Annotated in this window: 16 protein-coding genes; 9 read left to right on the plus strand and 7 right to left on the minus strand. The window is 62.6% G+C overall.

Annotated features, from left to right (window positions below):
• Positions 1-59: 59 nt before the first annotated feature.
• The 4 genes from PPGU16_RS16565 to mnmC all read right to left on the minus strand — a co-directional run bounded on the left by PPGU16_RS16565 (position 60) and on the right by mnmC (position 6,704).
• Complete coding sequence (locus PPGU16_RS16565; protein WP_028363966.1) at positions 60-704, minus strand: MarR family winged helix-turn-helix transcriptional regulator; 645 nt, start codon at positions 702-704, stop codon at positions 60-62.
• Positions 705-1,389: 685 nt separating this feature from the next.
• On the minus strand, positions 1,390-2,505 hold the full coding sequence (locus PPGU16_RS16570) for a YbdK family carboxylate-amine ligase (protein ID WP_180721127.1): 1,116 nt from the start codon (positions 2,503-2,505) through the stop codon (positions 1,390-1,392).
• A 122-nt stretch (positions 2,506-2,627) separates the two neighbouring features.
• Complete coding sequence (locus tag PPGU16_RS16575; protein WP_180721128.1) at positions 2,628-3,830, minus strand: cation:proton antiporter; 1,203 nt, start codon at positions 3,828-3,830, stop codon at positions 2,628-2,630.
• A gap of 906 nt (positions 3,831-4,736) precedes the next feature.
• Positions 4,737-6,704 carry a bifunctional tRNA (5-methylaminomethyl-2-thiouridine)(34)-methyltransferase MnmC2/FAD-dependent 5-carboxymethylaminomethyl-2-thiouridine(34) oxidoreductase MnmC1 gene (gene mnmC / locus PPGU16_RS16580; RefSeq protein WP_180721129.1) on the minus strand — a complete coding sequence of 656 codons (1,968 nt, stop codon included), beginning with the start codon at positions 6,702-6,704 and terminating at the stop codon, positions 4,737-4,739.
• Positions 6,705-7,172: 468 nt separating this feature from the next.
• Between mnmC and PPGU16_RS16585 the strand changes: the two genes are divergently transcribed.
• Positions 7,173-7,451 (plus strand): HU family DNA-binding protein, encoded by a 279-nt coding sequence (locus PPGU16_RS16585; RefSeq protein ID WP_007581741.1) that lies wholly within the window; start codon positions 7,173-7,175, stop codon positions 7,449-7,451.
• Positions 7,452-7,541: 90 nt separating this feature from the next.
• On the opposite strand, the gene PPGU16_RS16590 is transcribed toward PPGU16_RS16585, so the two are convergent.
• Together PPGU16_RS16590 and PPGU16_RS16595 are read right to left on the minus strand one after the other, a co-directional pair.
• Entirely contained in the window at positions 7,542-8,822 is a 1,281-nt protein-coding gene (locus tag PPGU16_RS16590; protein ID WP_180721130.1) for a GTP-binding protein, read from the minus strand.
• Between the two features lie 162 nt (positions 8,823-8,984).
• Entirely contained in the window at positions 8,985-9,428 is a 444-nt protein-coding gene (locus PPGU16_RS16595; protein ID WP_180721131.1) for a lytic transglycosylase domain-containing protein, read from the minus strand.
• Between the two features lie 513 nt (positions 9,429-9,941).
• Between PPGU16_RS16595 and gspD the strand changes: the two genes are divergently transcribed.
• Genes gspD through gspF form a run of 3 tightly spaced genes read left to right on the plus strand, consistent with a single transcriptional unit; the run spans position 9,942 to position 15,036 of the window.
• Positions 9,942-12,299 carry a type II secretion system secretin GspD gene (gene gspD / locus PPGU16_RS16600; protein ID WP_180721132.1) on the plus strand — a complete coding sequence of 786 codons (2,358 nt, stop codon included), beginning with the start codon at positions 9,942-9,944 and terminating at the stop codon, positions 12,297-12,299.
• Complete coding sequence (gene gspE, locus PPGU16_RS16605) at positions 12,296-13,813, plus strand: type II secretion system ATPase GspE (protein WP_434064406.1); 1,518 nt, start codon at positions 12,296-12,298, stop codon at positions 13,811-13,813. The genes gspD and gspE overlap by 4 nt, the downstream gene beginning before the upstream one ends.
• A gap of 5 nt (positions 13,814-13,818) precedes the next feature.
• Positions 13,819-15,036, plus strand: coding sequence for a type II secretion system inner membrane protein GspF (gene gspF / locus PPGU16_RS16610; protein ID WP_180721133.1), 1,218 nt, complete (start codon positions 13,819-13,821; stop codon positions 15,034-15,036).
• 89 nt (positions 15,037-15,125) lie between these two features.
• On the opposite strand, the gene PPGU16_RS16615 is transcribed toward gspF, so the two are convergent.
• Complete coding sequence (locus tag PPGU16_RS16615; RefSeq protein ID WP_180721134.1) at positions 15,126-15,539, minus strand: type II secretion system protein N; 414 nt, start codon at positions 15,537-15,539, stop codon at positions 15,126-15,128.
• A 170-nt stretch (positions 15,540-15,709) separates the two neighbouring features.
• Between PPGU16_RS16615 and gspG the strand changes: the two genes are divergently transcribed.
• The 5 genes from gspG to gspK all read left to right on the plus strand — a co-directional run bounded on the left by gspG (position 15,710) and on the right by gspK (position 18,998).
• Positions 15,710-16,186 (plus strand): type II secretion system major pseudopilin GspG, encoded by a 477-nt coding sequence (gene gspG / locus PPGU16_RS16620; protein ID WP_180721135.1) that lies wholly within the window; start codon positions 15,710-15,712, stop codon positions 16,184-16,186.
• 112 nt (positions 16,187-16,298) lie between these two features.
• On the plus strand, positions 16,299-16,784 hold the full coding sequence (locus PPGU16_RS16625; RefSeq protein ID WP_224028595.1) for a GspH/FimT family pseudopilin: 486 nt from the start codon (positions 16,299-16,301) through the stop codon (positions 16,782-16,784).
• Positions 16,784-17,215, plus strand: coding sequence for a type II secretion system minor pseudopilin GspI (gene gspI, locus PPGU16_RS16630; RefSeq protein WP_180721137.1), 432 nt, complete (start codon positions 16,784-16,786; stop codon positions 17,213-17,215). Before PPGU16_RS16625 ends, gspI begins: the two co-directional genes overlap by 1 nt.
• Positions 17,193-17,897, plus strand: a complete 705-nt coding sequence (locus PPGU16_RS16635; RefSeq protein ID WP_180721138.1) for a PulJ/GspJ family protein — start codon at positions 17,193-17,195, stop codon at positions 17,895-17,897. The genes gspI and PPGU16_RS16635 overlap by 23 nt, the downstream gene beginning before the upstream one ends.
• Before the next feature lie 3 nt (positions 17,898-17,900).
• Complete coding sequence (gene gspK / locus PPGU16_RS16640; protein ID WP_180721139.1) at positions 17,901-18,998, plus strand: type II secretion system minor pseudopilin GspK; 1,098 nt, start codon at positions 17,901-17,903, stop codon at positions 18,996-18,998.
• Positions 18,999-19,017: the final 19 nt, after the last annotated feature.

Consider the following 19,017-nt stretch of genomic DNA (forward strand, 5'->3'; position numbering starts at 1 on the left):
CTCGCCCGCCCCGCTCGCGCAAACCCACGAGCGGCGGCCGGCTCAGCAGTTTAGCCGACTCAGGCTTGCTGCGCGAAGATCTTCCAGGTCTTTTTCTGCGTGGCGGCGTCGGCCGTTTCGTGTACCGAGCAGTCCAGGCGCAGATCGGTATCCGACATCGACAGATCGAGCAGCATGCAGCGATGCGGCGTTTTCTTCGGGTTCTTGCTCGGCTCGAAATGCGTGCAGGTCACGCACATCCGGTGCGGCGGAATGTGGCCTTGCACTTCGAGCTGACGCACGGTCTTCAGCAACGTGCGATAGAAGATCGATTGCTCTTCGTCGCGCAGCGTGCCGACCGCCTTCGCGAGGAAGTCGGGCCATTGCGCGGCGCGCTTGGCCGCAGTGCGGCCGCGAGCCGTCAGACGCACGGCCAGCGCGCGCCCGTCGTCGAGCGCGCGGCGCTTTTCGACGAGACCCTTGCTTTCCAGCGTGCTCACGGCATCGCTGGTGGTCGCGGCCGTCAACGCCGTTTCGCGTGCGATTTCGCCGAGCCGCATCGGCCCCTTGCGCTGCATCAGCAGCACGAGGATTTCGCCCTGGGTAGGCGTCAGACCCGCGCCTTCCGCCCATTCCCATGCCTGGCTCCGCATGGCCGTGCTGAGTCGCAGCAGGCTGTGGGTCACCCGCCCGGTTGCCTGCTCTCCGTATACGCCTTCGCTCATAGTCTTTCGTTCGTTGTTGACAGCGTGCCGTTGCCCGTCGACATCCGATTTCCGATGCCGGCGCGCCGACAGTCTGTGGGGGGAAGCTTCGCCGGTCAATCCGGCTCGCCGATTCCTACTATCTCAAAAACTTCCTGCGATGCGGGCCTTGTCCCGGCCGCTTACTCAGGCTTTGCAAATGTTCATGCAGTGCGACTGCTGCAATCTGGGCCACGCATCGACGTGATCCTGGCAGGCCGCAACGACGAAAAACGACATTCTATGCGAGAGCGGCAAATCGTACAGCTAAGTTATCCAATGCAATCTGTGGATAACCACGGGATAAGACGGGGGACGACATGTGCGTCGATTCTTGATAACTCCCTCGACCCCAGCAGCGATGAGAATCGTTCTCCCAGGTTTACGGCCGGGATGCACGCCCGATCCGCGTGGTTATAGTTTACGCAGCCTCTTGAGTTTGCAGGGAATTATTTGGTTGTCCACAGGCAAACGCAATGCTTGTTAACTACTACTACGTATGTATACGTAAACTTTGAGAAAAGCTGGAGAGCGTCCTATCGGTCTTCGATAAAAAGAAAAAAACCCGCAAAAAGCGGGTTTCGTTGAGTCTGCCTGACGACGAGGCAATGACATGCGACGCGCCAGCCGCGCCGGATTGCATCGTGCGGCCTGTACGCGCCAGCTTTTAGGCGCGCCACTGCAGGCACTGCTGCCGCACCACTTCATGCAGCGATTGTTCCTGTTCGGACACATTGCGCAACCAGGTCGCATCGTTCACCTGCCCACGCGCGATCGCGCCGATTTCTTCGAGCGCCTTGCCCGAGCCGAGCGCATCCGCATGCGGCGCGATGCGCTCGAGCGTGTGAATGATGTCTTCGGAGATCGTACGGCGCTCACCCGTCTGAGGATCGATACACGTGCCCGCCAGACCGAAACGGCAGGCCTCGAAACGGTTGAACGTGTAGACGAGATAGTCGTCTTCCTTTGGCATCAAAGGCTTGTCGAGCAGCAGATGACGCGCGAGCGTCTGGATGTAGCAGGCAATTGCGGCCGCGCGATCGACGGAAAGCGGCGTGTCCATCACGCGCACTTCGATGGTGCCGAAGCCGGGCTTCGGCCGGATATCCCAGTAGAAGTCCTTCATGCTGTTGACGACGCCCGTGTGCACCATCTTCGAAAAGTACTCTTCGAAGCTGTCCCACGTGAGGACGAACGGTGCGCGGCCCGACAGCGGGAACGCGAACACGGAATTCAGGCGTGCCGAGTGAAAGCCCGTATCGACGCCCTGCACGAACGGCGACGACGCCGACAGCGCGATGAAGTGCGGTATGTAGCGCGACATCGAATGCAGCAGGAACAACGCGCTATCGGCATCCGGGCAGCCGATGTGCACGTGCTGGCCGAATACCGTGAACTGCTTCGCGAGGTAGCCGTAGAGTTCCGAAAGGTACTGAAAGCGCGGCGTGTCGACGATCTTCCGCTCGCTCCATTGCTGGAAAGCGTGCGTGCCGCCGCCGCACAGGCCGACGTTCAGCCGGTCCGCCGCGGCGACCAGCGTGTCGCGAATGGTGCGCAGATCGGCGACGGCCTGTTCGTGCGTCGTGCAGATGCCCGTCGACAGCTCGATCATGCTTTCGGTGATTTCCGGCGTGATATTGCCTGGGATCTTTTCGTCCTTGATGAGCCGGAGCAGGTCGGTTCCGGCTTTGGTCAGATCATAGTCATGGGTATTGACGATCTGCATCTCGAGTTCGACACCGAAGGTGAACGGTTTCGAATCGACGAAGGCTTCGAGTGACATAGCGTTTCCTGATTCATGTCGGCATCAGCGCCCGATACGGGCGGCGCCGGCTGGATTGACTGTCGAATGCTGCAGCCGAACGCTCGAGCTGCATGAAAAATAGAGGGTGCCGGCTTTCCGCTTTACTCGCGGCGTTCGCCCACCAGCGCGAGCGAGCGGTAGACGAGCCAAGGCCCGACCAGCTGCAACACGACGATCGAGCACATCGTGACCGCGCGCAGTGTCGGATCGAAATTCGGATAGAGCTGGTAGGTATCGTCGACGAGCAGATACGCGAGCGCCGACATTGGCGACAGCGATAATCCCAGCGCCATGCCCTGCTTCATGTCGAGTCCGCTCGGCTTGGCGAACGCGAGCACGCCGACCAGCTTGGCCACCAGCCGCGCGACGATCAGTCCGACGGCGGCCAGGCCGCCCAGCGCCACGTCGTGCCATTCGAACGTCGTCAGCGTGAGCACGAACAGAATCACCGTCAGCAGCCAACCCGCCGTGCCGAAATGCTCCGGCCAAAGTTGCGGGCGCGCTTCCAGATTCTTCACGATGATGCCCGCCGCGAGCAGGCTGAGAATCGTCGACAGTTTGAAGATATGCGCGACGGCAATGGCGAGCAGCACGAGGCCGAACAGCGCGACGAACGAGTGCTCGTCCTGCAGATTCACACGCTTGTAAAAGAACGTGATGGTGCGCGCGAGCAGGTACGCGAGGATCAGCGAGCCGATCAGCAGATACAGCGGCTGAAGAATGGTCGCGAGCACGTTGCCGTAGGCTTCCTGATGCAGCCAGCCGGACGCGAGCTTCTCGACGATCACCGCATACATGCTGTTGAGCGCCGTCAGCGTCAGCAGGCGCTGCGTGACCTGGCCTTCGGCGCGCACCTCGGTTTTCAGCTGGATGACCATCGCGGGTGAAGTCGCCATCGCGATCGACGCAAGCACGAGCGCCGTCACCGACGACACGTTCAGAAACAGCAGCACCAGCAGCACGAGCACGAACGTGAGCGTCGATTCGGCGATGCTCGACACGATCAGCCACGTATTGCGGCGAATCCAGCGCAGATCCAGCCGGCTGCCGAGCTCGAACAGCAGCAGGCCGAGCGCGACATCGAGCAACGGGCGCGCGGTGCTTGCCGAGTCCGCGTCGATCACGCCAGAACCCGCCGAGCCCGCGATCAGCCCGATCACGGCATAGCCGGAAATGCGCGGCAGATGCCACGCGCGATAGCACAGCTCGCCGACGAGGCCTGCGGCGAGCAAAGCGAGGCCTGCCCAGAAAATGGCATCGGGCGTGAGCGGCCAGCCTGGAAAGAATGAAAACGCCGACTTCATCGTGGTGGCTTCTCCTTGGCAGCAACACCCGGCAACGCGAACGGGCAGACGACGTCGGCACGCAAAGCGCGCGCCGCGTCCGTTGCCGCGATCGGTTCGCGTCTGCCGGCGTTGCGGGTTGTCAACGATCGGGTGAAAAACTGAAACGACCACGCCGATGCCGCATGACTACGGGCAGCCCGACGTGAGTGAAAAGAGCGCCGTCGACTTTTGAATCAGATTCTGTGGGTCCGGCAACCGTTCCATTTGGCGCGTCGGTTGCGGGGGCAAAACGCGACGCGGAAGAACGGCGATTGTGCCATAGCTTTTTTACACTTGACGGAAAAGCGTCGAACGAGCGCTCAAAGCGGTAAAACGTACGCTAACTTCAGGGCAACAGGAAAAAGCGACCGGAAAATGCGTGTGCTTTGGGGAAGATCGGCCTTATCAGTCGCGCATTTGCAAGTCTGAGAGGGACCTCGCGCAACGCATGTTCACCGTGCTTGCGTTTGAGTGCCGTTCCGCTCAGGCGTTCCGGCTTCTCAACGATGAACAGCAAACAAGACGGTCCGTGAAGCGAAGCGGGTATTGCGAAATTCTTAATAGGAAAGAGGATGCCGCCGGAGGCCGACCCACTGAGGGCTCTTCATCAATAGGTTTACTGTACGTATACGTAGTAGAAGTTAACAAGGCCGCTGCATTTCTGTGGATAACCCGGGTTTACCGAAGCGAATCAGCGTCTTGCCGAACGCATAACCGGATGCACTTGATGTGCGCGCCCGGCTGGGTTCGATGAATAACTTTTGGCCAAAGTTTACGTCCGGCGAGTTACCCCGTTTACGTCCACATCCGATCCACACGAGTTTCGCCCGCATTTTTCCCGGTTATCCACAACGCGCCGTGGATAACTTTTCCACAGGAAGATAGTCAGTTCGCGGTGCCCTGCCGTAGCGCACGCAAGAGAAAGCGCGCGGGATCGAGCGCTTCGGCGAGATCCCGTTCGATGGGCCACGGCTCGCCCTCGATCTGCGAAGCGATCAGTTCCGCGCCCAGCGACGCCCATACGAGTCCGCGCGAGCCAAACGCGAATGCGCCATATAGCCCTTGCGCGCGAGGCAGATCCAGTGGCCACGCGCCGCGCAGCTTGTCTGCTTCATGAGTCGCGGCGGCTTCGTCGGCGAAGGCGCCGATCATCGGCAAACGGTCACTCGTCACGCAGCGAAACGCGACGCGCCCTGCCAGCGACGAAGGGACGTGCATATCGGTTGCATCGCGCATGTCGGGCAGCATCTGTGCAACGCGCTCGATGTTCTCGGTGTGCGCGTCATCGCGTATTTGCGTGTCGGGATCGTCGATGTCATAGGTTGCGCCCGTCAGCGTGGTGCCATCGGGCAGCGGCACCGCGTACCCTTCGCCGATCACGGGGACCCGCAACGCGTGCGTCGCATCGCTGGGCAGCAGCGTCAATTGACCTCGCACACTGCGCGTCGGCGCGTGGCGCAAGCCGGCGATGCGCGCCGCTTCATGCGCGTTCGCAAAGATAACGACAGGCGCGGCGGCGATCGCGGCGCCGTTTGCATCGAAGACAATCCATTGATTTTCAACACGTTCGACGCGCGAGGCCTCGAGATTGAAGCGGCGTTCGAGCAACCCGCCCGCCGCCTCGCATTGCGCCGCGCAGAGCGACGCCGGATCGATCCAGCCGCCATGCGGAAAGAACCAGCCGCCTCTCTCGACGCGCATGTCGGCGAGACGCTGCGCTTCTTCGCGGGACACGGGCGTCACGTAATCCCGTGGATAAGCAAACGACGCAAATGTCTGCGCCAATGCCGAGGCTTCGTCTTCATCCGCGGCGATCTGCAGCAGACCTTCGGGGCCACGCAACGGACGATAACCACGCCCCTCGAGCGCAGACCATTGCCGCAACGCATAGAGAAAGCCCGCGCGCGTGATGCGCGAACCGACGCTGTCGTCGCGTGACATCATCGGATGAAACACGCCAGCGGGATTGCCCGACGCATCGCGCGCGACGCCCGCATGCCGTTCAAGCGACGTGACGCGCCAGCCGCGCGCCGTGAGTCGTTCGATCGCTGCGCATCCCGCGAGCCCGGTGCCGATCACGATGGCATGCCGTTCGTCGACGACAAGAGGAAGCGGCGGCTCGTGACGTCGCACGCGATAGCGCGGCGCAAAGCGTCCGACCAGCATCGCGCGCTTCCATCCGAAGCCGTCCACCTTCCGGTACTCGAAGCCCGCTTGCTGTAAGCCGCGTTTTACGTCGCCGGCGCTGGTGTAAGTGGCGAAGGTCGCGTCGTCGCCGGCGAGGCGTGCGAGCGCCTTGAAGATGGCGGGCGTCCACAGTTCCGGATTCTTCGCGGGAGAGAAACCGTCCAGATAGAAGGCGTCGGCGCGTAGCCACAGCGAATGCAACGTCTGAGCCGCATCGCCGAACACGAGCGTGAGCGTGACGCGTCCTTCCTCGAACTCGAGGCGATGCGTGCCAGGCACCAGCGTCGGCCATGCATCGGCGAGCCGTTGCACAAGCGGTGCGATCGATGCGTCCGCAACGGCCGTGGTGCTCGCTGCCAGCAGATCGTCGCGCGAGAACGGATGTTTTTCCGTCGATACGAAATGCAAGCGCTCGCAACGATCCGGGTCTGCGCGCCATGCGGCCCACGTCACAAGAAAGTTGATGCCCATGCCGAAGCCCGTTTCCAGCACCGTGAATACGCGCCGCTTTTGCCAGCGCGACGGCAACGCATTGCCTTTCAGAAAGACATATTCAGCCTGCGCCAGTGCGCCGACGGCGCTGTGATAGACGTCGTCATGGCTTGGCGAATACGGCGTGCCGTTGTCGCGAAACGCGAGGATGGCGGGAACGAGCGGGTCGGTCATGCGCGATGAAATGCGGTGCAAGGAAGAGAACGGGACGACGGCAAGGCACTGACTGGAAGCACGAATTCACAGCCGATACGCCACGCGGACACCCGTCACAGCCCGTCCAGACGGCGTCCGCAGCCTGTCGGAGAGGGGGCGAACGTTGGCAAAAACCAACGCTGACGGGGCTTTGGACGACTCGGATAGCATCTATTCGATGGTCTGCATGCCAAAAATGCTGTTTTCCATGCTGTATCAGGCGTTGCAGCGTGTAATTCTTCGAAACCCTTATCCAGATTGGGTTTGCGCTGCGCTATCATAGCAAGCGCCGCGAGGGAAGCGGCAGCACGGTGCTCCACGCGGTGCCAGGCGCGCTGCGGGAGTCGGGGGTATTCCCGAGCCGTCGCTGCTCGACGGCGCGGCGCGCGCACGTATAATCGGCGCGTTCGCGCTGTTCGTGTCAACCTAAACCAGAAAGGAACCTTAATGAACAAACAGGAACTGATCGACGCCGTCGCAGGTCAGACGGGCGCCAGCAAGGCTCAAACCGGCGAGACGCTGGACACGCTGCTTGAAGTCATCAAGAAGGCAGTGGCGAAGGGTGATGCAGTCCAGTTGATCGGCTTCGGCAGCTTCGGTTCGGGCAAGCGCGCAGCACGTACGGGCCGCAACCCGAAGACGGGCGAAACCATCAAGATTCCGGCCGCAAAGACCGTTAAGTTCACGGCTGGCAAGGCGTTCAAGGACGCAGTCAACAAGCGCTAAGCATCAGCGCCTGAGTTGTTGACACCCGCCATTGGCGGGTTTTTTTTTCGTCTGCGTTTTCGATGACGGCGTTACGTCAATCCATCACGTTCAATGATGGTGATGATGATGGCCGTCGTCATCGTGCCCGTGATGATGGTGATGGTCGTGGCCATGATCGTGGTCGTGATCATCGTCGTCGAGATCCCACGCGGGGAACGGATCGGCCAGTGCGCGCCAGCCGTCTTCACCCAATGCGTACTCGTCGTCGGTCAAGAGACACGCATCGAACTTCGCGCGCCATTGCGCCGGATCGATGTCGACGCCGATCAGTACCAGCTCCTGGCGACGGTCGCCGATCGTGAAGTCATCGGCATCGCCGTACCAGTCCGCGGCGATTTCTTCCAGCAGCTCGGCATCGCCTTCGGGCCATTCGCTGCGATCCTGCGCGGCCCACCATGTTCCCGCTGGCGCCGGCCGGCAAGCACCGCCCGCTTGCGATAGCGAACCGCCAATCTCGTTGCGCGTCGCGAGCCAGAAGAAGCCTTTGCCGCGCAATACGCCCTTCCACTCTTCATGCAGCAGCGCCCACAGCCGTTCAGGATGAAACGGCCGCCGCGCGCGATAGACGAGATGCCCGACACCCCGGCCGTCGCTGTCGCTTTCATGGCTCGAAGGATCGTGCAGCAACTCGAGCCAGCCGGCCGCGTTCGATGTCGCGTCGTAATCGAAGCGCGCCGTGCCGATCACTTCCTCGAACGGTGCATTGCCATAACTGCTCACGATCTGCGCGGCACGCGGATTGAGCGCGGCGAGTATCGCCTGCAGATGCGCGAGATCGTCTGCGGAAACGAGGTCTGCTTTGTTGATGACGAACACATCGCAGAACTCGACCTGTTCGATCAGCACTTCGACGATCGTGCGATCGTCCTCTTCGTGAGCGGCAATGCCCCGCTCGGATAGCGCATCGGCCGACGCGTAGTCGCGCGGAAAGCCCGCTGCATCGATCACGGTAACAGCCGTATCGACACGCACGAGCGCAGCAAGCGATTCGTCTTCGATGATCGACTCGACGAGGCTCATCGGCTCATCGATAGCGGCCGCCTCGATGACGATCGCATCGAAGCGGTTCGCCGACGCCAGTTCGGCCAACTGTTCGAGCAGGTCTTCACTGGCCTGCGCGCAGAGACATCCGTTCGGCAATTCAACCTGCGAGGCAGGCGACGACGCAGGCGCCGCATTGTCGATATCGAGGCGCACGGCGGCGAGATCGGTGACGATCGCGGCAACACGCGGGCCAGTGCGGTTCGACAGAAGCTGATCGACGAGCGCGGTCTTGCCCGCGCCCACGAAACCGGAGATCACGGTGACGGGCAAAAGCGGCTGGTTCATCGCGGTACGGAAAACTTGAAGGTGAATGACGCATGTGCCGGCGGAGGTTCAAATGGACCCGGACTGGCAGCAGCACGAAGCCGCATTGTGCATCAACTGGAGCGAGGCGACGCCTTCACTGAAGTGCAGTCACTGTGGAACTGGATAAGCGGCGCTGCCCAATTATTTGGCAGGCATCAGATTCCACTTACGAAGAATGGCCACGATTTGCCGCGCGTACTCGTCGCGCAGCGACGGCGTCTCCGAGTGATAGGCGCCGACGGCCGCCCACGTGTTGCCGTACTTGTTCATCTTCTGGCGTAGATGCCAGGCGGCGATGTACACGTTCTTGCACGGCTCCATCAGCGTGCCCTGCGAGATGCCGTATTGCGCGAGCACGGGCAGATGCACGGAGTTGATCTGCATGACGCCGTAGTCGGTCGAACCGTTGGCGTTCTTGTGCACGGCCGCGGGACGGTTATGCGATTCCTGCCAGGCAATGGCCCGCAGAATCAACGGGTTGACCTTCTGATAGCCAGCCGCTTCGTCGAAACAGTCGGCGCGTGCTGAACCGGCGCTGATTAGCGCGGCCAAACCAACGGCGACAGTGACGGCGATTGGCTTCATCGGTCAAGATGACGAACTATGTTCGATTCCTAGGCAAGAGACGGTAAAGACGACTTGACACCTATATCCGGCGGGCGCGAACTCGGGAAAACCCGTTACCTTCGGGATACTCCAACCATCATTCCGCCCGTATCATACCGGCTGGACATGACGCGTTAAAGTTGGCCAGCCGACATAAGCGAGTAACTTGCGGCCAAAGGCGGGCAGAAATACGCACCGGTCCGGAACGCAAAACTTTCAAGAACGTAACAGATTGCGCAATCCGCGCGGCGTTGGATCGCAAACGTTAGAGGAATCGTACGGAACTCCCCGGTTCTGTGACATTTCCGACATGAAAAGCTGTTACTGTTCGTTGTTTTTGATTACAGGGAGGCAAGGCATCCTTGGCACTGGCTGCCACGGAAGCGTTTTGCCGGACTGGGGACGACCAGGTGTCGGCCGGTCGTCCACTGTGCATGACCGTCGGCGGATCACAACGTCGGCTTCGAAACCACATCCATGAGAAGAAATCGTATGGCATTGCGTCGCGTCGCGACAGCGTTGCTGGTCGCTGGCATGATCACCGCGCAGATCGCCCACGCTCAGGTGACGCTCAACTTCGTCAACGCCGACATCGATCAGGTGGCGAGGGCGATCGGCGCGGCGACGGGTAAAACGATCATCGTCGACCCGCGCGTGAAAGGGCAATTGAACCTGGTGTCCGAGAATCCCGTTCCGGAAGACCAGGCGCTGAAGACCTTGCAGTCCGCCTTGAGAATGCAGGGCTTTTCGCTGGTGCAGGACCATGGCGTCCTGAAGGTCGTGCCCGAAGCCGATGCGAAACTGCAAGGCGTGCCGACCTATGTCGGCAACGCGCCCGCGGCGCGCGGCGATCAGGTGATCACGCAGGTATTCCAGCTGCGGAACGAGTCGGCCAACAACCTCTTGCCCGTATTGCGTCCGCTGATCTCGCCGAACAATACAGTCGCGGCCTATCCGTCGAACAACACGATCGTCGTTACCGACTACGCGGATAACGTGCGGCGTATCGCGCAGATCATCCAGGGCATCGACACGGCAGCGGGCCAGCAGGTGCAGGTCGTGCCGTTGAAGAACGCGAATGCGATCGACGTCGCGCAACAGATGTCGAAGATGCTCGACCCCGGCTCGATCGGCAACACCGATGCGACCTTGAAGGTTTCCGTCCAGGCCGACCCGCGCACCAACTCGCTGCTGCTGCGTGCGTCGAACGCGGGGCGTCTCGCGGCGGCGAAGTCGCTCGCGAAGCAGCTGGATGCGGCAACCGCCCAGCCCGGCAACATGCACGTCGTGTCGCTGCGCAACGCGGACGCCGTGCGTCTCGCGAAAACGCTGCGCGGCATGCTCGGCAAGGGCGGCGGCGGTGGCAACGATTCTTCGTCGTCGGGCGGCAACAATGCGGCGAATTCGTTCAACCAGAACAATTCGCCCTCGTCGACGGGCAGCTCGGGCACGCCGCCTCTGCCGTCGGGATCGATGGGCGGTTCGTCGGGGTCGTCGCTGGGAAGCAATCCGCTGGGCGCCGGTGGCGCCGGCGGTGGCTATGGCGGTCAGGGCGGCAACAACTCGGACTTTCTCGGCGAGAAGGAAGGCAGCGGCGGCGACGACAATCAGCCTGGCGGCATGATCCAGGCCGACGCGTCGACGAATTCACTGATCATCACCGCGTCCGATCCCGTCTACCGCAATCTGCGCACGGTGATCGACCAGCTCGACGTGCGCCGCCCGCAGGTCTACATCGAAGCGCTGATCGTCGAGCTGAACTCGAACACGAACGCGAACCTGGGTATCCAGTGGCAGATCGGCAGCGGCAACCTGCTCGCGGGTACCAACCTTGCCACGGGCGGCGGCAACAGCATCGTCAACCTGACGGCGGCAGCAGCAGCCAATGCCACCACGGGTGGCCTGGCTTCCGCGCTTGCCGCGCAGAATCTCCAGCAGGGTCTGAATGTAGGCTGGTTGCACAACCTCTTCGGTGTGCAGGGGCTCGGCGCGTTGCTGCAGGCGCTGTCGCAGACGAGCGACGCCAACGTGCTGTCCACGCCTAACCTGATCACGCTCGACAATCAGGAAGCGAAGATCGTCGTGGGTACCAACGTGCCGATCCAGACGGGCTCGTATTCGAACCTCACGAGCAGCACGGCGACCAACGCGTTCAACACGTTCGACCGTATCGACGTCGGTCTGACGCTGCACATCAAGCCGCAGATCACCGAAGGCGGCATCCTGAAACTGCAGCTGTATACGGAAGACTCGGCGATCGTGGCAGGCACCACCAATGTGGCGACCAATCCCGCTGGGCCCGAGTTCACGAAGCGCTCGATCCAGTCGACCGTGCTTGCCGACAACGGCGAGATCATCGTGCTGGGCGGCCTGATGCAGGACAATTATCAGGTCAATAACAGCAAGGTGCCGCTGCTTGGCGACATCCCGTGGATCGGCCAGTTGTTCCGCTCGGAAAACAAGATTCGCGCGAAGACCAACCTGCTGGTCTTCCTGCGTCCGGTGATCATCAACGACCGCGACACGGCGCAAGCGGTGACGGCGAACCGCTACGATTACATCCAGGGCGTGACGGGCGCATACAAGTCCGATAACAACCTGATCAAGGACAAGGACGATCCCGTCGTGCCGCCGATGCCGGTTGGCCCGAGCCAGGGCGGATCGACGTTGAACCTGTTCGATCTCGACGCGATGCGGCGTCAACAGGCGCTTGGCGTGCCCGTCCCGGCCCCCGCGTACGTTCCGCCGCAGCAACCTCAACCGCAAATGCAACCGCAGATGCAGGCCCAGCCGCCCGTACAAACGGTCCCGGCGCAACCGGCCACGAGCGCGCCGAAGGTGCAGCCGTGAGCACGCCGCATGTGCCCGGCAGCGCGCCGCTCGATTCAGCGGCCACGGGCGGAACGCATCGCGAGCCGCCCTCTGCGCTAGCCGCGCGACTCGTGCCGTATGGCTTCGCGAGAAGCGGCCAGATTCTGGTCGCGCATCAACACGCCGATTCGATGGAAGTCTGGATCAGCGAACGCACGACCCAGGCCGCGCTCGCAGAAGTCGCGCGCAATTTTGGCGCGGTGTCGGTTGTGCGGCTCGAAGCGGATGAGCTCTCGCAGGCGATCAATCAGGCCTATTCGCGCCAGGACGGCAGCGCTGCGCAGGTGGTTGGTGAAGTGGAAGGCGAAGTCGATCTGTCGCGTCTGATGCAGGACATTCCCGAAGTGGAAGACCTGCTGGAATCCGAAGACGACGCGCCGATCATCCGCATGATCAACGCGCTGCTTACGCAAGCTGCGCGCGAACAGGCATCGGATATTCACATCGAGCCATTCGAGAATGCCTCCGTGGTGCGCTTTCGCGTCGACGGTACGCTGCGCGACGTGGTGCGTCCGAAGAAAGCGCTGCACGGCGCACTGATTTCCCGGATCAAGATCATGGCGCAGCTCGACATCGCCGAGAAGCGTCTGCCGCAGGATGGCCGCATTACGTTGCGTGTCGGTGGAAGACCTGTCGACGTGCGTGTCTCGACCTTGCCGACAGGCCACGGCGAACGCGCCGTGCTGCGTCTGCTCGAAAAAGACGCACAGCGTTTGAACCTCGAAGCGCTCGGCATGGCGTCCGATACGCTCGGCCAGTTCGACAAGCTGATTTCGCGTCCACACGGCATCGTGCTCGTCACGGGCCCGACGGGCTCGGGCAAGACGACCACGCTGTATGCGTCGATGTCGCGGCTCGAAACGGCGACGACGAACATCATGACCGTCGAAGACCCGATCGAATACGACCTTTCCGGCATTGGCCAGACGCAGGTCAACGAGCGGATCGGCATGACGTTCGCCCGCGCGTTGCGGTCCATTCTGCGTCAGGACCCCGACGTCATCATGATCGGTGAAATCCGCGATCTCGAAACGGCGCAGATCGCCGTGCAGGCGTCGCTGACGGGCCACCTCGTGCTCGCCACATTGCACACCAACGACGCCGCCTCCGCCGTCACGCGTCTTACCGACATGGGCGTCGAGCCGTATCTGCTCGCGTCATCGCTGCTTGGCGTGCTGGCGCAGCGTCTCGTGCGGCGTCTGTGTCCCGTGTGCAAGGTCGAGCGCGAAGAAGCAGACGGGCGCAAGCTCTGGCATCCCGTCGGCTGCGACAAGTGCGGACATTCCGGCTATGCGGGACGGCGCGGCGTGTACGAACTGTTGAACGTCGACGAATCGATCCGCTCGCTGATTCACCGCAACGCCTCCGACGCCGAGATTCTCGAAACCGGCCGCAAGCAAGGCATGCGCACGTTGCGCGAGGACGGCGACCGCTGGCTCGCATCGGGCCTGACGTCGCTCGAAGAAGTGATACGCGTGACGGGCGGGGTCTAAAGCGCATGCCCGCATTCCGTTTCGAAGCGATCGATGCAGCAGGCAAGGCGCAAAAAGGCGTGCTCGATGCCGACAGCGCGCGCGGCGCCCGCACGCAGTTGCGCACGCAAGGTCTCACGCCGCTCGTCGTCGAACCGGCGGCGACGCGCACGCGTGGTGAGCGCACCCAGCGGCTGTCGTTGGGCCGCAAGCTGTCGCAGCGCGAGCAGGCAATTCTCACGCGGCAACTCGCGAGTCTGCTGATCGCGGGTCTGCCGCTCGACGAAGCGCTCTCGGTGCTCACCGAGCAGTCGGAGCGCGACTACATCCGCGAACTGATGGCGTCGATCCGCGCGGAAGTGCTGGGCGGTCATTCGCTGGCGAACGCGCTGTCGCAGCATCCGAAAGATTTTCCCGAGATCTATCGCGCGCTCGTCGCAGCGGGTGAACATACGGGCAAGCTCGGACTCGTGCTGTCGCGCCTCGCCGATTACATCGAGCAGCGCAACGCGCTCAAGCAGAAGATCGTGCTCGCGTTCACGTATCCGACCATCGTGACGATCATTGCGTTCGGCATCGTCACGTTCCTGTTGAGCTACGTCGTGCCGCAGGTCGTCAACGTGTTCGCAAGCACGAAGCAGCAGTTGCCGATCCTCACGGTGATGATGATGGCGCTCTCCAGCTTCGTGCGTAACTGGTGGTGGGCGGGGTTGATCGCACTGGTGATCGTGATCTACGTAGTGCGCGCGATACTCGCGCAGCCAGGACCGCGTCTCGCGTTCGATCGCTGGACGCTGACGGCGCCCCTCTTCGGCAAGCTGGTGCGCGGCTACAACACGGTGCGCTTCGCGAGCACGCTCGGCATTCTGACGGCGGCGGGCGTGCCGATTCTGCGCGCGCTGCAGGCGGCGAGCGAAACGCTCAGCAACAAGGCGATGCGTAACAACATCGACGATGCGATCGTGCGCGTGCGCGAAGGCACGTCGCTCTCTCGCGCGCTCGGCAATACCAAGACGTTCCCGCCTGTGCTCGTGCACCTGATCCGTTCAGGCGAAGCGACGGGCGACGTGACGACGATGCTCGACCGCGCGGCCGAAGGCGAAGCACGCGAACTCGAACGGCGCACGATGTTTCTGACGAGCCTGCTCGAACCGCTGCTGATTCTGGCGATGGGTGGCGTGGTGCTGGTGATCGTGCTCGCGGTGATGCTGCCGATCATCGAGTTGAACAACCTGGTGCAATAACGGCGCTGCGGTGAGGCCGCGTTAGCGTCCGAAAGACTTGCAAGCCAGGCCGATGCTTTCTGGTTGCGTCAGCCGGGCAGAGAATGACATCAGCGCACGTAGATGGTCGGGCCAGGCGGGTTCGCGGGAAGGAAGACTTCGGAGTGGGAGCCGTTGCGGTCGATGATGATCGAGCGGGCGCGCACTTCGGCGAGCTTGACGCCTTGCATGATCATGCTGCCCAGCGAGACGGCGTGCGGCGGTTCGCCGCCCGTGCTGATGATCGCGGCGGCGCCTTCGCTGAGCGCGAGAATGCCGAACAGATGGATGTCCTGATTCGCGGTGCGCGTGAGTTGACCGCCGAACAGCGCCGCGGCCTGATCCGTCGAAACGGGCGCGCGCACGGCAGCAGCGGGCACGGGCGCGCCGGAATGCGACGTGAGCGTGACGACCCAGTAAGTGAGCGTCGCGCAGAACACGGCGAAGACAGCGAGCGAAATCAGGCGGATCTGGAGTGCGTTCATGCTTGTGATTGTACGGACTATTGTGAATTTTGCGGCATCCCGATCGGCAGATCGGAAGCCTTCAACTGCATGACATTAAAATGACCGACCGGACGTGCAGAGTGCTGAATTCTCAACGCATTACGTGACGTCTGATCGATCGACCCTTCATTCAAACGAGGTAGCAAGCTATGCAAATGTGGACCAGTCGCCGCAACGAGATCGCGGCCATGCGCGCGGGCCAGCGCGCCCGCTTTCAACGCGGGTTCACGCTGATCGAAATCATGGTCGTGATCGCGATCCTCGGCATTCTGGCCGCGCTGATCGTGCCGAAGATCATGAGCCGTCCGGACGAAGCACGACGCGTCGCCGCAAAGCAGGACATCGGCACGATCATGCAGTCGCTGAAGCTCTATCGTCTGGACAACGGCCGCTATCCGTCGCAGGAGCAAGGCCTGCGCGCACTGATCGAAAAGCCGTCGACGGACCCGGTCCCGAACAACTGGAAGGACGGTGGCTATCTCGAGCGTCTGCCTAACGATCCGTGGGGCAACACGTACCAGTACCTGAACCCGGGCGTGCACGGCGAGATCGACGTGTTCAGCTACGGCGCGGACGGCAAGGCGGGCGGCGAAGGCAACGATGCCGACGTCGGCTCGTGGCAATGAGCGCATCACGCTGATTGAATCGACATCGATCGTTACCGGCACCATGCGATTGCACCACTGCATGCCGCGCGCTTTTCATGAGGCCGCCCGTGTCGACGACGCGCGCGGCGGCATGACGCAGCATGCAATGCGCACGGCAGCACGCGAGCGCCAGCGCGGCTTCACGCTGCTCGAAATGCTGGTCGTGCTGGTGATCGCAGGCCTGCTGGTGTCGCTCGCATCGCTGTCGCTGACGCGCAATCCGCGCACGGATCTGAACGAGGAAGCGCAGCGGCTCGCGCTGCTGTTCGAGTCGGCGGGCGACGAAGCACAGGTGCGTGCGCGCCCTATTTCGTGGCTGCCGCTGGATGGCGGCTTTCGTTTCGATATCCACACGAACGACGGCTGGCGTCCATTGCGCGACGATCTGCTCGGGCCGCGCCACTGGGAAGGCGGCGTGACGGGCGTGACCATCGAGTATCCCGGCTCCGACACGCATTCTGACCGCATCGTGTTCGGCACCGAGAGCATCGATACACCCGTGCAGGTAACGCTCTTTTCCGCCGTGGGGCGCGTGACGATCATCGGCACGGGCAACGGCCGGTACGAGGTGCGCTGATGACATGTGCGCTTCGTTTTCGCCGCGTGCGCGGCGCTGTGCGTAACCCGAACCGCAAGCGGGCGGGAGGCTTCACGATGATCGAAGTGCTGGTCGCGCTGGCGATCATCGCGGTCGCGCTGGCCGCTTCGCTGCGCGCGGTCGGCAGTCTCGCGACGGGCGAGGCCGATCTGCATCGGCGGCTGCTGGCGGGCTGGAGCGCAGACAACGCGCTCGCCCAGCTGCATCTGGCGCACGCCTGGCCCGAAGTCGGCTCGCAAAGTTTCGACTGCTCGCAGGGCAACCTGCAACTGATTTGCACGGAAAACGTGAGCGCGACGCCGAACCCGGTGTTTCGACGCGTCGAGGTTTCAGTGACGTCGCCCGGTCGCTCGGGCAACCTCGCGCAGATGGTGACGGTGATCGCGAATGAAACGAATCGCTCGCTCTGAGCACGACGTGTCGCGCGTTCGACGTTCGCCGCTGCTCAGGAAGACAGCGGGCGGTTTCACGCTGATCGAACTGCTGGTCGCGATTGCGATTCTCGCCGTGATCGCGGTGCTGTCGTGGCGCGGACTGGATCAGATCATCCGCGGACGGCAGACGATCACGAACGCGATGGAAGACGAGCGCGTGTTCGCGCAGTTTTTCGATCAGATGCGCATCGATGTGCGCAACGCCGCATCCGATGACGAAGCGGGCGAACCAGCCGTCGCGGTGAACGGTAATGCGCTGCAGATCGTGCGGTACATGCGCGCGCCTGGCGCGGCACCGCGGCTGGTGGTCGTGCGGTATCGGATCACGGAAGGGCGGATTCTCCGCTATGCGTCGCCGCCACTGGCGAACATCGGCGAAGTGCGGCGCGCGCTAGGCGGTTCGGAGAACGAGAACTGGAATGCCGTGCCGTTGATCGGCGGTATCGGCGCGATTACCGCGCGGCTGTATGTGCCGAAGGTGGGCTGGACGACGCAGATGAAAGACGTGCAGTCGGCGATCACCGAGAACGACAATAATCTGAAGGTGCCTCAGCTCGGCAATGCGCCGTTGCCGAGGTCGGTGACGGGGCTCGAGGTGAGCATCGGCGCGAATTCGCTCGCGCGGCCCGTCACGCGGGTTTTTCTCGTTGGGGAGTGAGTTTTGATCAAGCGCTTTCGCCCTGCCCGTTCGAAACCCGCCGCTCAACGCGGCGCTGCCATCATCAGCGCGCTGCTGGTGGTCGCGCTGTCCGCGATTCTCGTTTCCGGCATGCTCTGGCGGGAGCAGGTGCAGATCCGGCGCATCGAGAATCAACGGCTGCTGGCGCAGGCGCAGTGGGTGTCGCGCGGCGCGCTCGACTGGACGCGCCTCATTCTTCGTTCCGAAGGCGATACGTCGGCGGGAATCACCTATCTCGGCGGCGTCTGGGGCGTGCCGATTGCGCGCACGCGCCTGTCCGATTTTCTCGGGCAGATCGGCGAGGTGCGCGCACAGGAAGGCGGGGCGACCTATATCTCCGGTTCGATCGAAGATGCGCAGGCCAAATTCAATCTGCGCAACCTCGTTTCAACGGCCGTGCCGGGCGCGCTGACGCTGAACATCCAGCAGGTTCAGTCGTTCCAGCGTCTGTTGCAACTGCTTGGCATCAATGGGCAACTGGCGAAGAACACGGCGCTGCAATTGCGCGCGGGACTGCGGCAGTCGGCGACCCGTTTTCAGACGGCGGCCAATCCCACTACCCTCGATCCCACGCAGATGCAAGGCGGTGCGGCGGGCGGCGGCAATTACACCGATCAGCCGGGTCTGGAAGACACCGATGAAAACGCGCCCGTCGCGCCACTGCAGATGACAGGTGTCGACTCGCTGCTCGACGTGCCGGGCTTCACGCCGGACATGATCGCGCGGCTGCGCCCGTTCGTGACCGTGCTGCCTACCACCACGCCCGTCAACATGAACACTGCGCCCGCCGAGGTCGTCGCGGCTGTGGTGCCGGGCATGAATCTGTCGAATGCGCAGGCGTTCGTCGCGCGTCGCGAGACGGTGTTCTTTCACAACGTCGGCGATGTGCAGCTCGCGCTGCGCGGCGCGGGCGTCCAGCAGCTCGTGTTCGATCCGAACCAGCTCGACGTGAACACCAGCTACTTCCTTATCCACGGACGCGTCGAGCACGAGCGCGCCGAAGTCGATCGCACCACCCTCGTCTATCGCGACGCGCTGACGCATACGACGCGTATCGTATGGGGACGAGATCAACTATGAACAACGCAATTTCCCGAGA

Origin of the sequence: Paraburkholderia largidicola (genome assembly GCF_013426895.1) — a bacterium.
Classification (GTDB): Bacteria; Pseudomonadota; Gammaproteobacteria; order Burkholderiales; family Burkholderiaceae; genus Paraburkholderia; species Paraburkholderia largidicola.

Excerpts from the sequence above, each read along its gene's own strand:
- PPGU16_RS16565 (WP_028363966.1), bottom strand. The coding sequence starts at position 704 with ATGAGCGAAGGCGTATACGGAGAGCAGGCAACCGGGCGGGTGACCCAC.
- PPGU16_RS16570 (WP_180721127.1), bottom strand. The coding sequence starts at position 2,505 with ATGTCACTCGAAGCCTTCGTCGATTCGAAACCGTTCACCTTCGGTGTC.
- PPGU16_RS16575 (WP_180721128.1), bottom strand. The coding sequence starts at position 3,830 with ATGAAGTCGGCGTTTTCATTCTTTCCAGGCTGGCCGCTCACGCCCGAT.
- mnmC (WP_180721129.1), bottom strand. The coding sequence starts at position 6,704 with ATGACCGACCCGCTCGTTCCCGCCATCCTCGCGTTTCGCGACAACGGC.
- PPGU16_RS16585 (WP_007581741.1), top strand. The coding sequence starts at position 7,173 with ATGAACAAACAGGAACTGATCGACGCCGTCGCAGGTCAGACGGGCGCC.
- PPGU16_RS16590 (WP_180721130.1), bottom strand. The coding sequence starts at position 8,822 with ATGAACCAGCCGCTTTTGCCCGTCACCGTGATCTCCGGTTTCGTGGGC.
- PPGU16_RS16595 (WP_180721131.1), bottom strand. The coding sequence starts at position 9,428 with ATGAAGCCAATCGCCGTCACTGTCGCCGTTGGTTTGGCCGCGCTAATC.
- gspD (WP_180721132.1), top strand. The coding sequence starts at position 9,942 with ATGGCATTGCGTCGCGTCGCGACAGCGTTGCTGGTCGCTGGCATGATC.
- gspF (WP_180721133.1), top strand. The coding sequence starts at position 13,819 with ATGCCCGCATTCCGTTTCGAAGCGATCGATGCAGCAGGCAAGGCGCAA.
- PPGU16_RS16615 (WP_180721134.1), bottom strand. The coding sequence starts at position 15,539 with ATGAACGCACTCCAGATCCGCCTGATTTCGCTCGCTGTCTTCGCCGTG.
- gspG (WP_180721135.1), top strand. The coding sequence starts at position 15,710 with ATGCAAATGTGGACCAGTCGCCGCAACGAGATCGCGGCCATGCGCGCG.
- PPGU16_RS16625 (WP_224028595.1), top strand. The coding sequence starts at position 16,299 with ATGACGCAGCATGCAATGCGCACGGCAGCACGCGAGCGCCAGCGCGGC.
- gspI (WP_180721137.1), top strand. The coding sequence starts at position 16,784 with ATGACATGTGCGCTTCGTTTTCGCCGCGTGCGCGGCGCTGTGCGTAAC.
- PPGU16_RS16635 (WP_180721138.1), top strand. The coding sequence starts at position 17,193 with ATGAAACGAATCGCTCGCTCTGAGCACGACGTGTCGCGCGTTCGACGT.